The organism is Pseudoalteromonas sp. SG43-4 (assembly GCF_014164325.1).
GTDB classification, from domain to species: domain Bacteria; phylum Pseudomonadota; class Gammaproteobacteria; order Enterobacterales; family Alteromonadaceae; genus Pseudoalteromonas; species Pseudoalteromonas distincta.
Map to the genome: position 1 here is coordinate 117,389 of NZ_JACJFB010000004.1, position 17,466 is coordinate 134,854.

Sequence of the window (17,466 nt, forward strand, 5' to 3'; positions counted from 1 at the left end):
AAAATTCCTATTTAAAGCGGTTTCTTAAATTTCAGCGTCATGCGGTCGCTTTCACCAATGGCTTTATATTTGTCAGCATCTTGTTCGCCGAGTCTTAAGCTTGGTGGTAGCGTCCATACACCTTTAGGGTGATCGGCTGTATCTTTTGGATTTGCATTTATTTCACTGCTTGCTACTAATTCAAACCCAGCTTGTTCAGCAAGGTCTACTACGTAGCTCTGCTTCATATAACCTGATGTTTTTTGATCTTCATCAGCACGCTCTTCAGCTAAACGGTGTTCAACTAAACCTAATGTACCACCTGGTTTAAGGGCTTTATAAAAAGCTTGGAATGCACTTAATGCACCGCTTTTATCTTTGCCCATATACCAGTTATGTACATTACGAAATGTTAAAACCATATCGGCACTGCCAGCTGGCGCAATATCTAAATGTGTTACAGGTGCAAACTCAGTAATTTTAACGCTACTAAAGCGCTTATCTTCAGCTACTTTTTGTTTAAAGCCTGCAAGAGAGCGTTGGTAGTAGCCAACTGATGAATCAGCAGGAAAGTGCGCGGCATAATAAGTGCCTTGCTCTTTTAATGCTGGCGCTAAAATTTCACTATACCAACCACCACCGGGTGCAATTTCAACAACTGTCATGGTTGGTTTAAAGCCAAAAAATGCAAGTGTTTGAGCTGGGTGACGATATTCATCACGAGCGCTGTTTTTAGCATTGCGTTCGCTTGATTGAAGTGCATGTTCAAGGCTTGATTCGTGGTTATGGCTAAGCGCCATAGTCGATGTCATTGTTAGTGTGGCTACAAGTAGCGATTTTAGCGCAAATTTCATTGTTTGTTCCTTCACATTATAATTTTAAATAGGTTATTGAATAATCAGAATACGTGAATTTATAGCAAACAAAAAGGGTTAAACCAACGTTTAACCCTTTGTGTGATTAGTGGCGGAAATGGCGCATACCAGTTAGTACCATTGCCATGCCAGCTTCATCAGCAGCTGCAATCACTTCTTCATCACGCATTGAGCCTCCAGGCTGAATTACCGCAGTAATGCCAGCTGCTGCTGCTGCGTCAATGCCATCACGGAATGGGAAGAATGCGTCAGACGCCATAACTGAACCTTTAACTTCAAGGTTTTCGTCGGCGGCTTTTATACCTGCAATTTTAGCTGAGTATACGCGACTCATTTGGCCTGCGCCCACACCAATGGTCATACCGTCACGGGCATAAACAATTGCGTTTGATTTAACAAACTTAGCTACTTTCCAGCAAAACAGTAAATCTTTAAGTTCTTGCTCAGAAGGCTGGCGCTTAGAAACAACTTTTAAGTCGCCTTGCGTTACCATGCCTAAGTCGCGGTCTTGAACTAAAATACCGCCGTTAACGCGTTTAATATCTTGGCCTGCGGCTTTACCTGTCCACTGTCCACACTCTAATAGGCGCACGTTCTTTTTAGCTTCAACAATTTTTGCAGCGTCGCTCGAAATACTAGGTGCAATAATTACTTCAACAAACTGACGGTCAACAATTGCTTGTGCAGTTGCTGCATCTAGCTCTCGGTTAAAGGCAATAATGCCACCAAATGCTGATGTAGGGTCTGTTTTAAAAGCGCGCTCGTATGCTTGTAGAATATTGTCCCCAATTGAAACACCACACGGATTAGCATGTTTTACAATTACGCACGCAGGTACGTCAAATTCTTTAACACATTCAAGTGCTGCATCGGTATCTGCAATGTTGTTAAACGAAAGGGCCTTACCTTGCAATTGAGTTGCTGTTGCAACTGATGCTTCAGCAATGTCATTTTCAACATAAAAAGCAGCATCTTGATGTGAGTTTTCACCGTAACGCATATCTTGTTTTTTAGTGAACTGCATGTTGATAGTACGTGGGAATTTAGTCTCTACAGCAGCTTCCTCGGTGTAATCAGGCACCATTTTACCGAAGTAGTTAGCAATCATGCCATCGTATTGTGCAGTGTGCTCGTAGGCGGCAATCGCTAAATCAAAACGTGTTTTGTACGTTGTTGAACCATTGTTGTTTTGCATTTCACTAATAACACGGTCGTAGTCGCTTGCGTTTACCACGATTGTTACATCTTTGTGGTTTTTAGCTGCTGCACGAACCATTGTAGGGCCGCCAATATCAATGTTTTCAATGGCATCTTCAAGGCTGCAGTTTTCTTGAGCGACAGTATTCGCAAAGGGGTATAAGTTAACTACAACAATATCGATAGCAGAGATGTTGTTATCTGCCATTACATCTTCATCTTGTCCGCGACGGGCTAAAATGCCGCCGTGAATTTTAGGGTGAAGGGTTTTTACGCGACCATCCATGATTTCAGGGTGGCCTGTGTGATCTGATACTTCAGTCACTTTTATGGCGTTATCAGCAAGTAGTTTACATGTGCCGCCAGTTGATAAAATATCAACGCCTTGCGCTTCAAGTGCGCGGGCAAATTCAACAATACCGGTTTTATCAGACACACTTAATAGTGCGCGACGAATGGGACGATGAGTATCCATTGTAGTTTGATTTCCTCAGTTAATGAGCTAGCTTAGAAGCGGGCATTTTAACTGATTACTACTCAAAAAACGACTTATAAAGGCTCAATAAGCGTGAGCATTTTGCAATTTAGTTAATAAACTGTAGGCATAAAAAAAGCACCCTAAGGTGCTTTTTTTGCAAAATACCAGTTGTATTGGATTAGTAAGTAGTAATAACGATAGAAAAACAAGTCTATAACAAGGCAAAAATTTTGCAGTGTAGTTATTCTACATAAAAAAACTTTTAACGACGTTATGGGCTTGTTTAGCTCGTTAGAATACTTACGCTTTCAATATAATTGGTATTAGTTCATGCCGTATTTTTTAAGCTTTTTACGTAAAGTACCACGGTTGATACCTAGTAAAATTGCTGCACGAGTTTGGTTACCACGTGTATATGTCATTACTTCTTCAAGTAATGGCGCTTCTAGCTCTGAAAGAACAAGGTCGTAAACGTCTTGCACATCTTGACCGTTAAGCTGCTTTAAATAGTGGTGAACAGCTTTTTTTACTGCATCACGCAATGGCTGCGGTTTCTCGTGTGACTGAACATGAGGGTTAGTGATAAATGGAGAAGTCACGTTTTGTTCGAACATTATTAAGTCTCTTTCTTTCTTAGTTAGCTGCTAGTGTTTTAAAGTATTGCTCTAATGCGACGACCTGTGCCTGTGGGTTGTCGAGCGCATTAAATACTCGCCTAAACTGACCATCACTGTCATGGGTTTGCAAATACCAAGATACATGTTTGCGAGCAATTCGCGCTCCCATTGGCTCGCCGTAAAACATATGGAGGTTTGTTAAATGCTCCATTAATATACTGCGCACCTCTGCAATAGCAGGTGGCTGTAAATGTTCCCCAGTTCGCAAATAGTGGTCTATCTCCCTAAATATCCAAGGGCGACCTTGGGCGGCTCGGCCAATCATAATGGCATCTGCACCCGTATAGTCTAAAACCTGTTTTGCTTTTTCTGGTGATGTAATATCACCATTGGCAACTACAGGAATCGACACTGAACGTTTTATATCCCTAATCGTGGCGTACTCAGCCTCACCTTTGTACATACATGCGCGCGTACGCCCATGTACAGCAAGTGATGCAATGCCATAACGTTCAGCTATTCTCGCAATCTCTACACCATTACGGTTATCCGGATCCCATCCTGTACGGATTTTAAGTGTCACAGGTATATCAACAGCATTAACAACTGCATCAATAATCTCTTCCACAAGTTCAGGAAACTGTAATAAGGCAGAGCCTGCGAGTTTCTTGTTCACTTTTTTTGCTGGGCACCCCATATTGATATCTATGATCTGTGCACCATTAGCAACATTGAATTGTGCGGCCTGCGCCATAAGCTCAGGATCTGCTCCTGCAATTTGCACCGCGCGTATACCCGACTCACCGCTGTGATCCATACGGTTCATCGACTTTTCTGTTTTCCAAACCTTAGGATTTGACGATAGCATTTCAGACACAGCTAAGCCCGCACCTAAGCGTCGACAAAGTTGTCTGAATGGTCTGTCTGTAATGCCTGCCATTGGCGCGACAATTACATTATTCTCAAGTTGGTATTTACCGATACGCACTATATTCAATAGGCCTCTTTTCAAGGGGCGCTAAGTTTACGGTTTTTTTCACAAAAATCAAAGGCTATAAATTGAACAAAAGTAACTTTTTTTTGCCCTTTTCGTATTGACATTTGATAACCACATGACAAGTAGGTTGATTTGTTTGAAATTCATACAGATTTTATTTTTTACAAGATAACTAGAAAATTTTTTGATATGTAAAAAAATAGTAAAGCCTGTTAAATACAGGCTTTACATGCATGTTTTGAGTTAATGCTCTAGATTTGATTGTTCGATTTATTACGCTTTTTTAGTGCCACTTACTCGAGTCCAATCACCTTCAACGGCAATGTCATCTAGTTCAATGAACGGTGCATAAATGTCAGCAACCGATTGCGCTTGTTCTTCTAAAATACCCGACATGGCAATTTTACCACCTGGCTTTAATAACCCTAAAATCACACTATGTAATTCGCGAAGTGGCTGGGCTAAAATATTGGCCACTACTATATCTGCACTAAATTCAGGTTGGTTTTCTGGAAGGTATACTTCAAGTTTGTCTGCAACACCATTTCGGTTCGCGTTATCAAGGCTTGCTTCAAGCGCTTGAGGGTCAATATCTATCCCAATCATACGCTCTGCACCTAGTTTTATAGCTGCAATGCCTAAAATTCCTGAGCCACAACCAAAATCAACAACCGTTTTACCCGTCAGATCTTGGCTTTCTAACCATTTAAGGCACAAGGCCGTTGTTGCATGCGTACCCGTGCCAAAAGCAAGGCCAGGGTCTAGCAATACATTTACTGCATCAGGGTCAGGAATGTCGCGCCAGCTTGGGCAAATCCATAGTTTGTCGCCAAATTGAATAGGGTGGAAGTTATCCATCCATTCACGTTCCCAGTCTTTATCTTCAAGTTGCTCGATTTTGTATACTAAATTGTCTTTTAGCTCATCATGGCGCTTTAATAACGCAACGACTGCGTTCATATCATGATTAGCTTCGAACAGGCCAATAACTGTGGTATCAGCCCAGAACACAACGGTGCCAATTTTAGGCTCGTAGATAGGGGTGTCTTTTGCGTCAATAAAGGTTACTGAAGCGCTACCCGCTTCCATTAATAGATCGCTTACGGCATCAGCTGTTGCAGCATTGGCATTAATACGAATTTGGATCCAAGCCATGGTTATTTCCTTCAAATAGAAAAAAGGCCGCTATAGCGGCCTTTTTAGTTTATATAGTAGCGCTAAAATTATTTAGCGTCTAAAAAGCTTTTCAGTAAATCTGAGCGAGAAGGGTGGCGTAATTTACGCAGCGCTTTCGCTTCTATTTGACGAATACGCTCACGTGTTACGTCAAACTGTTTACCTACTTCTTCTAAGGTGTGGTCGGTATTCATATCAATACCAAAACGCATACGTAGTACTTTAGCTTCACGAGCTGTTAAGCCTGCAAGTACATCGTTAGTTGCGCCACGAAGAGATTCCATTGTTGCCGAATCGATTGGCGAATCAATAGTTGTATCTTCGATAAAGTCACCTAAGTGAGAATCTTCATCATCACCGATTGGTGTTTCCATTGAAATTGGCTCTTTAGCAATCTTAAGTACCTTACGGATTTTATCCTCAGGCATCATCATGCGTTCTGCTAATTCTTCTGGATTTGGCTCACGACCCATTTCTTGTAACATTTGACGAGAGATACGGTTAAGTTTATTAATCGTTTCAATCATATGCACAGGGATACGGATTGTTCTTGCTTGGTCAGCAATAGAGCGTGTGATTGCTTGACGTATCCACCACGTAGCATAAGTAGAGAACTTATAACCACGGCGATATTCAAACTTATCAACCGCTTTCATCAGACCAATGTTACCTTCTTGGATTAAATCTAAGAATTGTAAGCCACGGTTTGTGTATTTTTTAGCAATTGAGATTACAAGACGTAAGTTAGCTTCAACCATTTCTTTTTTCGCACGGCGTGCTTTCGCTTCACCTATGCTCATTCGACGGTTGATGTCTTTAATACGCTCAATGCTTAAACCTGTTGTTTGTTCAATAACAGATAATTTATTAATGCTACGAATGATTTCTGGCTTAACTTCTTCAAGTTTAGCTGAATACTTTTCGTTACCTGAAATTTCTAAATCAACCCAAGAAGCGTCAGTTTCGTTATTAGCAAAATGTTTAACGAATGTTTTCTTTGGTAATTTAGCAATTTGAACAGCTTGCTTCATGATTAGGCGTTCTTGAACACGAACACGATCCATCATTTCACGCATGTTATTTACCATGCGGTCAAACTGTTTAGGTATTAATTTAAATGTTCTGAAAAGCTCACCAATTTCAAAAATGGCTGCTTGTGATTCAGGATGCGAACGACCTTTAGCTTCAAACGTATCACGTGCTTTATTATATAAATCACGTAAATTTTCAAAATGAATACGAGCTTCTTCAGGATCTGGCCCTGTGTCTATCTCTTCTTCATCTTCATCATCGCTATCAGCATCATCTTTGTCATCTTTATCGTCGTCCTCAAGTTGCTTAGCACTTAATTCTGAACCGATGTTAGTTGCTGAAATTGGCGCTGTATCTTCATTAGGATCGATAAAGCCAACGATAATATCGCTTAAACGCATTTCTTCAGCTTCAAACTTATCCCACTGCTCTAGTAGGTAAGTGATTGCTTCAGGGTACTCTGCAACAGAAATCTGTACTTGATTAATGCCTTCTTCAATACGTTTAGCGATTACAATTTCGCCTTCACGTGTAAGAAGTTCAACAGTACCCATTTCGCGCATGTACATGCGAACTGGATCCGTTGTACGGCCGATTTCTTTTTCTACAGTCGCAAGGGCTGCAGCGGCAGCTTCAGCTGCGTCTTCGTCTGTCGTTGTTTCTTGCATCATTAATTCATCAGCATCAGGCGCGTTTTCGCTAACCTTGATACCCATGTCATTAATCATGCTTATGATATCTTCTACTTGATCTGAGTCTATAATGTCTTGTGGAAGGTGATCATTTACTTCTGCAAAAGTTAAGTAGCCTTGCTCTTTACCTTTCTGAATCAGAAGTTTTAATTGTGACTGAGGAGTTGGATCCATAGAGATTGTTTCTTCCACTCTGATAAGTTGATACAACAGGCGCCATCATGTAGTTTGCATTAAAGCTAACTAGAATAATGTGACGCAGTGAATAGCACAGTATAACAGTTTAAATCAATTTTGACTAGGGTCTGTTGGTCTTTCAGGATTAAAGTTTGTTCTATCCAAGGGTGGTTTAATCGCGGCGCGAGGTTTGTAACCTAGTGGGCTAAGTAAAAACCGAGCAACAAAGAGTAAACCTCCCTTGGGTCGAACCCAAAGGGCAGTGCGTGTTTGGTATTTATGCTGCGTTATCGCCTATTTATGTGGAATAACCACACTACATAAGCTCTGTCTTGTCTAAATACCAAACACACTGCTGTAAACTTAACCTCGAAAGATAAACAGACCCTAACTGTTAGTCGCTTTTAACGCTGTCATTAACAAATGACACTCAAGCCTTTCATCGCTTCTAAGGCCTTGTGTCTTGTCCTTTATTAATAGGGTCTCGAGTCGATAATTTAAACACTGATCTTCAATAAACTTGAAAGTATTTTTAAAAACCGTCTCTAAACGTTCTTCATTTATCTCATGTTGCCACGTTGCAAGCTTGATTAATGGCTCGTAATCTTCAGTTCCTCGAAAAAACTCGAGCAGTTGCGCAGTGGTCACATTTTCTTTTTCTAAAGCTTGTTCTTGTAATCGTAATAACAGCCCTATGCCAGCAATGTTCATTTGTGCAAGCTCAGGTAAATACGGCACACTTTTAGCTAGATTAGGGTGCTGGATCAATATACCGATAGCTTGGCGCATAGGTGTTATTTTAAATTTACGTTCAATAGAGTGTTGTTGTTTAGGCGTTTTTAAACGGCTATTCAACTGCTCACGCGTTCTGCCAATTAAGCGTCCTAATTGTTCAAGAATGTTTTCTTGATAAAACTCACTTGGAATTTTTTCAATTAGTGGAAGTGCTGCACTAAGAAGTTTAGCTTTTCCTGAATCGAGTGTTAAATCAACCTCTTGGCTTAATTTATTAAACAATACTTTGGTAAAGTCATCTGCTTGGCTTAGGCGCAATTCGAATTGCTCCTTACCTTCTTTTTGTACAAGCGAGTCAGGGTCTTCGCCATCTGGTAAAAATGCAAATTGTAGTGCTTTACCATCGTTTAAATAAGGGAGTGCATTTTCAAGTGCCCGCCAAGCAGCGTCACGGCCAGCCCTGTCGCCATCGTAACAACAGATTACTTTATCAGTAGTTCTAAATAAAGTGTGCATGTGCTCGCTTGTTGTTGCTGTCCCCAGTGATGCAACTGCATATTCAATCCCTTGTTCAGCTAAGGCAACAACATCCATATAACCTTCAACAATCATTACATGATCAAGTTTTTTATGGGCTTGCTTTGCTTCGTAAAGCCCATAAAGCTCAAAGCCTTTATGGAAAATTCGGGTTTCTGGCGAGTTTAGATATTTTGGCCCTTGGTCGGCTTGCATTACACGCCCACCAAATGCAATAACGCGTCCGCGTTTATCGCGAATAGGGAACATTAGGCGATCGCGAAAAAAATCAAATTGTCTGCCTGGTGTTTTTTCTGAAGCTAGCTTTAGCTCAACCAATTGCTCTTTTTGTTCTTTATTACGACCAAGCTGTAGGCATAGCCCATCCCATTCACTGGGAGCGTAGCCAATCATAAATTTTTTAACAGTTTCACCGCTTAAACCACGGCCTTTAACATACTCAATAACAGCAGCAGAATTACTATGGTGTTTTAATTGGTGCTGATAAAAGCGAGCAGTATGAAGCATTAAGTCGTAATCGGAGCGCTTTTGCGCAGCCGTACGCTCTGGTGCTGAATTTGCGCCTTGTTCTCGAGGTACTTCTAAGTTAAGCATGCTAGCTATTTCTTCAATAGCATCTACAAACTCTAGCTTTTCGTACTCCATTACAAACGAAATTGCATTACCATTAGCGCCACACCCAAAGCAGTGATAAAACTGTTTGTCTTGCGATACAGTAAATGAGGGAGATTTTTCGTTATGAAATGGGCAGCAAGCTTGATAATCCTTACCTGCTTTTTTTAGACCTACTCTTGAGTCTATCAGGTCGACAATATCGGTTCTGGCAAGTAAATCGTCTATAAAGTTACGTGGGATCTTTCCGGCCATTAGTAAAATACAGTCCTGAAATAATAAGAAGAAGAACGAATATGAAATTTACTTTTTTATACTTGCTTGATGCAAAATATAGTGTGCTTTAACTTACCAAAATGACAGCGAAATAAATAGGGAAGCTATAAAAAATTTCATTTTAAAGTAACCTAATCGGTGTACTTTTTATTAAAGTTAAAAACAAAGAAACCGAGCGCTAGGCTCGGTTTACTTCAATCATACTTTAATGTATGTGGGAGTATTAGGCAGTTAATCGTTGCTTAATTAAACCAGAAATCTTACCCATATCGGCTCGACCTTCAGCTTTGCTTTTGATTATACCCATTACTTTACCCATGTCTTGCATACCTGCTGCATTAGTATCAGCAATAGCCGCGTCAATGAGAGCAATTATTTCTTCTTCACTCAATTGTTGAGGTAAAAAAGTTTCAAGCGCTACTATTTCATTGGCTTCAATATCAGCTAAATCATCACGCCCAGCATCTTTGTACTGAGTGTAAGAGTCACGACGTTGTTTAACAAGCTTCACTATAACGGAGGTAATACCTGCGTCGTCTAGCGTTATTTGCTCGTCAATTTCACGTTGCTTGATTGCAGCAAGTACCATACGAATAGGGTTAAGACGTTGCTTGTCTTTAGCTCTCATCGCATCTTTTTGCGCATCTTTTAGCGTTATTAAAAGGCTCATTTATACAAGACCTAATATATTAGTATAATTTAACGCGACGAGCGTTATCACGAGAAAGTTTTTTCATGTGACGTTTAACTGCAGCAGCTTTTTTACGCTTACGCTCAGCTGTTGGTTTTTCATAGTGCTCGCGACGACGAACTTCTGAAAGGATTCCTGCTTTTTCACATGAACGCTTGAAGCGACGAAGTGCTACGTCAAACGGTTCGTTCTCTCTTACTTTAATTACTGGCATTAAAAATTCACCTACCTAAATTATGAGCGTTGCTCAAGTTGATCAAACATTGATCAAGTGGTTCAAAAATGGTGCGGTATTGTAATCCGAAGCAACACCACATGTAAAGGACAATATTAACAGAAACGCATTACGTTAAACAGTATTAATTTGCTTGTCGCTGGTACAGTTGGCAAAGTACTTGTCCTGCCTTTTTTTCTTTAATTAACAACCAGTTGGTTGGCGTTTCTAAGGCGGCTAGCTCTGCCTCTACTTCAACATAAATTAATGCGTCGTTGCTTAACCATTGGTTTTTTTCTAATAAATCGCAGGTTGTTTGCGCTAAATCTTTACGAAATGGTGGGTCAACAAATACAAGATTAAAAGCTTCGTTTGTGTTTTTTTGCTCTAAAAAGGAGAGCGAATTAGTATGTTTAACGTATGCGTTGTCGAGCTTTAAAGTGTTAATATTTTGTTCTAATTGCTTAGCAGCTAATGAGTCGAGCTCGATAAATGTAGCGCTTTTAGCATATCGTGATAGTGCTTCAAATCCCAATCCACCAGAACCTGCAAAACAATCAAGTACATTTGCGTCACGCGTATCTTGCATTAGCCAATTAAATACAGTTTCTTTAATTCGATCGGTAGTAGGTCTCAAGCCTTCTACGTTTTTAACAGGGAGTTTACGGCCTCGAAATTGACCACTAATTACTCTAATAAAGCCATCACTTGGCTTGTTAGTAGCTTTATTTTGCGTTGTTTTTTTTCTCATTTAGCTCACTAAAAAATGGTATATGGTATCTAGCTCAGATAATATTATGGGCGATTACGTGTAGCTTCATTTTTCAACCGCATTAAAAGTGTTACTATTGAACACTTACGTTTTGAATGGTTGTATTTATTAGCAACTATTGCTGGGCATTCCCAAGCTATTTCAAATTTTAGTTTATCAGATTTTTATAAGTGGTTATTAGCAAGTATGACAAAAAAAAGTAAATTCATGTCGTGGCTCGGTTTTGGCAAGTCAGATAAAAAAGAAGCAGAGCAAAAAGCAGCAGCTGATAAACAACAAGTATTAGCGCAAGAAGAGGCGCAGAAGCTAGAGCAAGAAAAACTAGCGCAGCAAGAAGCTGAAACTGATCGTTTAAAAGCTGAGGCTGAAACAGAGCGCTTAGAGCAAGAGCGTATCGCTGCTGAAAAAATTGAAGCAACACGTTTAGAGCAAGAAAAACTAGCGCAAGAGCAAGCTGAAGCTGAACGGTTAAAAGCAGAGGCTGAAACAGAGCGTTTAGAACAAGAACGCCAGCGTGCTGAAAACGCGGAAAAGATTGCCATTGAGCAGGCCAATTCTGAATTGCTTGCAAAACAGCAAGCAGATGCCGAGGCGCAAAGACAAGAACATGCGCACCGTTTAGCCGATCAAGAAAAAGAGATGCGCTTAGAGCAAGAACGATTAGCGGCAGAAAAAGTAGAGGCTGAGCGACTAGAGCAAATACGCCTTGAAAAACAAGATGAGGCAATCAAAGCCGAAAAGCTTGCAATAGAGCAAGCGAATGCTGAGTTATTAGCAAAAGAACAAGCGGATGCTGAAGCTCAAAGGCAAGAGCAAGCGAAGCGCTTAGCAGAACAAGAAGCGCAGATGCTTTTAGAGCAAGAACGCATTGCGGCTGAAAAAGCAGAGAATGAACGCTTAGAGCAAGTACGTATTGCAGCTGAAAAAGCAGAGAATGAGCGTTTAGAGCAAGAACGCCTTGCAGCTGAAAAAGCAGAGAATGAACGCTTAGAGCAAGAACGCCTTACAGCTGAAAAAGCAGAGAATGAACGCTTAGAGCAAGAACGCCTTGCAGCTGAAAAAGCAGAAAACGAGCGTTTAGAGCAAGAACGTATTGCAGCTGAAAAAGCAGAGAATGAACGCTTAGAGCAAGAACGCCTTGCTGCTGAAAAAGCAGAAAACGAGCGTTTAGAACAAGAACGCCTTGCTGCTGAAAAAGCAGAGAATGAACGCTTAGAGCAAGAACGCCTTGCGGCTGAAAAAGCAGAAAATGAGCGTTTAGAGCAAGAACGTATTGCAGCTGAAGAAGCAGAAAATGAGCGTTTAGAACAAGAACGTATCACAGCAGAACTTGCAATTGAAGAAGCTAAAAAAGCCGAAAAGCCAAAAAAAGAAGGGTTTTTCTCTCGTCTTAAAAAAGGCTTGTTAAAGACTCGCGTCAATATAGGTTCTGGTTTTGCGTCTATTTTTAGTGGAAAAAAAATAGACGACGAATTATTTGAAGATCTTGAAACTCAATTACTCACCGCCGATTTAGGCGTTGATACTACCATGAAGTTGATTGATCGTTTAACTGATGCAGCGAACCGTAAACAGTTAAAAGATGGTGATGCGCTTTATGAGTTAATGAAACAAGAAATGGCTGCGATGCTTAAAACGGCAGAACAGCCTTTAGTCATAAGCGAAGATAAAAAGCCGTTTGTTATTTTAATGGTAGGTGTAAATGGTGTTGGTAAAACAACGACTATTGGTAAAATGGCTAAGCAATTTCAAAACGAAGGTAAGTCGGTTATGCTGGCTGCTGGTGATACGTTTAGAGCGGCAGCTGTTGAGCAGCTTCAGGTTTGGGGAGAACGTAACAGCATTCCCGTTATTGCACAGCATACAGGTGCAGATAGTGCATCAGTTGTGTTTGATGCATTCCAAGCGGCCAAAGCACGTAATATAGATGTGTTAATTGCTGATACAGCTGGGCGCTTGCAAAATAAAGATAATTTAATGCAAGAGCTTGAAAAGATAGCTCGTGTAATGAAAAAGATTGATCCTGATGCGCCGCACGAAGTGATGCTAACTATCGATGCAGGCACAGGGCAAAATGCAATTAGCCAAGTAAACCTGTTTAATCAATGTGTTGGTTTAACTGGTATTACGCTTTCAAAACTTGATGGAACTGCAAAGGGTGGTGTTATTTTTGCGGTTGCAGATAAGTTTAATATTCCAATTCGTTACATTGGTGTTGGTGAAGGTATTGATGATTTACGCGCTTTTAAAAGCGATGATTTTATTGATGCGTTATTTAGCCAAGATGAGGACGACGTTTAATTTACCAAAAAAGGGAGCTAGCTCCCTTTTTAATTGCGAGGAATACTAATTTCATTAATGTGTTAATGGAGTTGGCATAATAAAAAGATGATAAATTTTCAGCAAGTAAGTAAGACCTATCCTGGAGGGCACCGCGCCCTCGAAAAAGTTAATTTTCATATTAAACCGGGTGAACTTGCCTTTTTAACTGGCCACAGTGGTGCGGGTAAAAGTACGTTGCTTAAGTTAATTAGCTTAATGGAACGTCCTTCAGCAGGTAGTGTATTTATCAACGGTGTTGATTTAAACAAAGTAAACTCGCGTCAAATTCCTTATGCTCGTCGTGATATAGGTATTATTTTTCAAAACCATAGGTTATTAGAGCGCTACACTATTTTTGATAACGTGGCATTACCTCTCATTATTGAGGGGACTCACCATAAGCAAATAGCTAAACGGGTCCATGGCGCGCTTGACAAGGTAGGCCTAATTGACAAAGTGAAATGTCATCCTTCAATGCTCTCTGGAGGCGAACAGCAACGAGTTGGTATTGCCAGAGCTATTGTAAACTCCCCACCAATTTTACTAGCTGATGAACCAACAGGTAATCTTGACCCAGAGCTTTCAATGGAAATACTAAAGTTGTTTGAAGACTTTAATAAACACGGTACCACTGTTCTTATCGCAACGCATGATTTGGGTTTGGTTGCACGTATGAAGTATCGTAGCTTAACCTTAAAAGATGGCCGTATGCTTCAAGACCCGCTTGCTGAGGGGGCACTATGAGTTTACTTTTTAAAGGTCGCCAAAATAGTAACGACAAGCAAAAAAAATCAGTATTAGCTGGCGGTTACTTTTTTATTATTAATATTTTTCGCCAAGGTGTGCATAGCTTAGGTGAAATGTGGCGCACGCCGCTTGCGTCTATGATGACTATCGCTGTACTTGGTTTGAGTCTAACGTTACCTGCAACACTTTACTTAGTCGTTAAAAACGTACAGCAAGTGAGTAGTGGCTTTGAAGAGGCGAGTGAAATATCGTTGTTCGTAAAAGAAAGTATGAACGAGCAAGAAACGCAAACATTAGTAAAGCGTTTAGCACTTTACCCAGAAGTGGAAAGTGTTGAGTTTATTTCAAAACAACAGGCATTAACTGAATTTAAAGATGTATCTGGCTTTGGGCAAGCTTTGGAGTATTTAGATAAAAATCCATTACCGGATGTGGTACTCGTTACTCCAACAAAACGTCACAGACACCCAAATGCCGCTAAAGTACTGCTAACTAAATTAGAAAGTGAACGTGAAGTTGATTTTGGTAAGCTCGATATAGCCTGGTTAGAGCGTTTAAATGCATTACTAGATTTACTCAAAGAAAGTGTAATAACTATCGCATTATTACTACTTACCTCAGTGACACTTATTATTGGTAACACCATTCGTTTGTCGATCATGGATAAAAAAGAAGAAATACAAGTAATGAAGCTAGTAGGCGCAACGAACACCTTTATACATGCCCCATTTTTGTGGACCGGTATTTGGTATGGTGTAATAGGTGGTTTGTTTGCCTTTATATGCGTAGGTCTGATGATGTGGTGGCTTTCAAGCGCTGTGAGCAGTGTGGCGGGGGTGTATCAAACAAGCTTTTCGTTAATAGGATTATCGCTTAATGAACTCGGCTTTTTAGTGTTACTTGCAACAAGCTTAGGATTTGTAGGCTCGTACCTTTCTGTAAATCGATATATTAAAGAAATAGAACCCGATAAAGTATAATAAACCCTGCAAACTATAAGTGAACCAACCCAGCTTGAAATGCGTAACGTATCGGACTGGGTTGTACCTCCCGTTATTAAAACTGTCATATTTGTGTACTATCCTCCCATAAAGTAATGAGTTGTAAATAAGGTGATGCGGTTAGGTTAATTGGCTGCAATCCCTCAATTCATCACTTATTCAGTCGCTTGTAGTAGACTAAACACATACTAAAAACTGCTTGATTTATACTTTTAAAAAGTTTTAAATTGGGGTTAGCACTCTTAGAGAAAGAGTGCTAAGATAGTTTCAAATGTTTATCACCGAGGTGAAAAATGAGTAAAGATTTATACGCAATGGCACTTACAGTCGGACAACAAAGCGCAAGCATGGACGGTTACCTTCAAGCGGTAAGCACTATTCCTATGCTTAAAGTTGAACAAGAGCAAGAACTTGCTAAAAGACTTCAGGAAGAAGGCGATCTTAGTGCTGCCAAGCAACTCATTATGTCGCATTTACGCTTTGTAGCACATATTGCTAAAAGCTACTCGGGATACGGCTTACCACAAGCTGACCTTATACAAGAAGGTAATATAGGCCTGATGAAAGCGGTTAAACGTTTTGACCCTACAGTGGGTGTACGTTTAGTGTCGTTTGCAGTGCATTGGATTAAAGCCGAAATTCACGAGTTTGTTCTTAAAAACTGGCGCATAGTTAAAGTTGCAACCACTAAAGCGCAACGTAAATTGTTTTTTAATCTTCGTAAAAACAAAAAGCGTTTAGGCTGGTTCAACCAAGCTGAGGTTAGCACTGTTGCTAGCGAGCTAGGTGTGAGTGAAAAAGAAGTACGTGAAATGGAATCGCGCATGAGCGGCCAAGACATGGGCTTTGACCTAACTGGTGACGATAACGACGATGCACCAACAAGTACATACTCTCCAGTACAGTATTTAACAGATGGCGCAGCTGACTTAGCTGACGACGTTGAACAAGAGCAGTGGAAAGAGCAAGCGCATACCCGTTTATTTAGCGCACTTAAAACACTAGATGAACGTTCACAAGATATTGTTAGCGCGCGTTGGTTGTCTGATGATAAAGCAACCCTTCAGGAGCTTGCACAAAAGTACAGTGTATCTGCTGAGCGTGTTCGTCAGCTTGAAAAAACAGCGATGAAAAAGTTACAAAGCGCTATGAGCTAATATTGCTCAAGCAGCAAAATTTAAAAAGCCCTGCATGAAAATGCGGGGCTTTTTGCTTTTGAGTAGGTTGGTTTGAGCGAAGCGAAACCCAACGATAAAATATCTAATCAAGTGAAGCGAAACCCAACGATAAAATATCTAATCAAGTAATACCGATACTCTGCATTATCGAATGGTTATACCAATCCGCAATAATACTTAATCATTTTGCGAGGCTAAACGTGTCGCTACCTGCGTTAAAAAAGTCTCATTTAGAACAACTGAATAGTGAATTTTTTGCCTAGCTATCAACACGTTTTTCCGCCCTCAAAATAGACCACTTAATTAAGCGAATTGGTATTAGTTTATTATTCGGATATAGCATTATTTAAAGCTTATATTACCTAGCACTCACTCCCTTTCTCTCAGCATGCGCTAACTGAATGTACTTACGTTCAACTAATTGCGAAACCGGTACGAGTTCAAAACCTTGCTTAGTTAGCTCTGGTAAGGCATGGCGTAAAAATTCGATGGTTTCAGGGTAGGGATGAGCAATTGCAATGGCAAAGCTATGGGAAATGGCTAATTGTTTTAACTCTTCAAGCCTTAGCTGCAGTTGTTCTGGTGTAGTTATGTTGTCTAAAAACACTTGGCGACTAATATTAGCAACACCCAAAAAGTTAGCGGCATTTTGTGCCTGACTCAAATCGGTTGTGCGACTATCTAAAAAATATAAATGACGCTTTTTAAGTACTTCCATTGTCCACTTCATAGCTTGGCTTTTTTGCGTAAGCGCTGAGCCCATGTGGTTATTAACGCCTTTAACTTGCGGTAAACTAGCGAGAGCTGTTCCAAGAGTTTGCTGAAGCTGCTCTTTATTCATATTTAAAGTAAGCGCACCAGGCCCTAGTTCTTTACCGTTAAGTGCTTGCATAGGTACATGAAGCAATAACTCTTTATTTGATTGACTGGCAAGTGTTGCAAAAATTTGCGAATAAGGGGTATGGGGCAAAATTGAATACGACAATTGCCCAGGTAAGGAAAGGAACTCTAAGTCCCGTTGATGATAGCCTATATCGTCTATCACTATTGCTATTTGCTTGGCGCTAATTGTTGCAGAGCTAAAACAAATAGCTAATGTTAGCCATTTTATTATTTTCACGTTTATAGTTTTTATTATCTTTTTAGCTTTATTTATACAGC

15 protein-coding genes are annotated in these 17,466 nt (G+C 40.3%); 4 read left to right on the plus strand and 11 right to left on the minus strand.

Annotated features, from left to right (window positions below; genetic code table 11):
* Positions 1-11: 11 nt before the first annotated feature.
* From H5160_RS05660 to rsmD, 10 genes are all read right to left on the minus strand, one after another.
* Entirely contained in the window at positions 12-833 is an 822-nt protein-coding gene (locus tag H5160_RS05660) for a class I SAM-dependent methyltransferase (protein ID WP_024597551.1), read from the minus strand.
* A gap of 106 nt (positions 834-939) precedes the next feature.
* The gene (purH, locus tag H5160_RS05665; RefSeq protein WP_024603412.1) at positions 940-2,526 is read right to left on the minus strand and encodes a bifunctional phosphoribosylaminoimidazolecarboxamide formyltransferase/IMP cyclohydrolase; all 1,587 of its coding nucleotides are present in this window, start codon (positions 2,524-2,526) and stop codon (positions 940-942) included.
* A 326-nt stretch (positions 2,527-2,852) separates the two neighbouring features.
* Positions 2,853-3,143, minus strand: a complete 291-nt coding sequence (gene fis / locus H5160_RS05670; RefSeq protein WP_002957804.1) for a DNA-binding transcriptional regulator Fis — start codon at positions 3,141-3,143, stop codon at positions 2,853-2,855.
* A 19-nt stretch (positions 3,144-3,162) separates the two neighbouring features.
* Entirely contained in the window at positions 3,163-4,134 is a 972-nt protein-coding gene (gene dusB / locus H5160_RS05675; protein ID WP_024597553.1) for a tRNA dihydrouridine synthase DusB, read from the minus strand.
* A gap of 282 nt (positions 4,135-4,416) precedes the next feature.
* Positions 4,417-5,298, minus strand: coding sequence for a 50S ribosomal protein L11 methyltransferase (prmA, locus tag H5160_RS05680; protein ID WP_182737035.1), 882 nt, complete (start codon positions 5,296-5,298; stop codon positions 4,417-4,419).
* 68 nt (positions 5,299-5,366) lie between these two features.
* Positions 5,367-7,217 (minus strand): RNA polymerase sigma factor RpoD, encoded by a 1,851-nt coding sequence (gene rpoD, locus H5160_RS05685; RefSeq protein ID WP_002957800.1) that lies wholly within the window; start codon positions 7,215-7,217, stop codon positions 5,367-5,369.
* 390 nt (positions 7,218-7,607) lie between these two features.
* Positions 7,608-9,359 (minus strand): DNA primase, encoded by a 1,752-nt coding sequence (dnaG, locus tag H5160_RS05690; RefSeq protein WP_182737036.1) that lies wholly within the window; start codon positions 9,357-9,359, stop codon positions 7,608-7,610.
* Between the two features lie 244 nt (positions 9,360-9,603).
* Entirely contained in the window at positions 9,604-10,050 is a 447-nt protein-coding gene (locus tag H5160_RS05695; RefSeq protein ID WP_007376027.1) for a GatB/YqeY domain-containing protein, read from the minus strand.
* Between the two features lie 19 nt (positions 10,051-10,069).
* Entirely contained in the window at positions 10,070-10,285 is a 216-nt protein-coding gene (rpsU, locus tag H5160_RS05700) for a 30S ribosomal protein S21 (RefSeq protein ID WP_002957797.1), read from the minus strand.
* 145 nt (positions 10,286-10,430) lie between these two features.
* Entirely contained in the window at positions 10,431-11,036 is a 606-nt protein-coding gene (rsmD, locus tag H5160_RS05705; protein WP_182737038.1) for a 16S rRNA (guanine(966)-N(2))-methyltransferase RsmD, read from the minus strand.
* A 207-nt stretch (positions 11,037-11,243) separates the two neighbouring features.
* Here rsmD and ftsY point away from each other — a divergent pair, with 207 nt between their 5' ends.
* The 4 genes from ftsY (at position 11,244) to rpoH (ending at position 16,284) form a co-directional block, all read left to right on the plus strand.
* Complete coding sequence (gene ftsY / locus H5160_RS05710) at positions 11,244-13,358, plus strand: signal recognition particle-docking protein FtsY (protein WP_182737039.1); 2,115 nt, start codon at positions 11,244-11,246, stop codon at positions 13,356-13,358.
* An 87-nt stretch (positions 13,359-13,445) separates the two neighbouring features.
* Positions 13,446-14,123, plus strand: a complete 678-nt coding sequence (ftsE, locus tag H5160_RS05715; RefSeq protein ID WP_002957793.1) for a cell division ATP-binding protein FtsE — start codon at positions 13,446-13,448, stop codon at positions 14,121-14,123.
* Positions 14,120-15,106, plus strand: coding sequence for a permease-like cell division protein FtsX (gene ftsX / locus H5160_RS05720; RefSeq protein WP_002957792.1), 987 nt, complete (start codon positions 14,120-14,122; stop codon positions 15,104-15,106). Before ftsE ends, ftsX begins: the two co-directional genes overlap by 4 nt.
* Positions 15,107-15,420: 314 nt before the next feature.
* A complete protein-coding gene (rpoH, locus tag H5160_RS05725; protein WP_002957791.1) occupies positions 15,421-16,284 on the plus strand; it encodes an RNA polymerase sigma factor RpoH in 864 nt (287 codons plus the stop codon).
* Between the two features lie 379 nt (positions 16,285-16,663).
* Here rpoH and H5160_RS05730 read toward each other — a convergent pair whose 3' ends face one another.
* Positions 16,664-17,425 carry a divergent polysaccharide deacetylase family protein gene (locus tag H5160_RS05730; protein WP_182720031.1) on the minus strand — a complete coding sequence of 254 codons (762 nt, stop codon included), beginning with the start codon at positions 17,423-17,425 and terminating at the stop codon, positions 16,664-16,666.
* Positions 17,426-17,466: the final 41 nt, after the last annotated feature.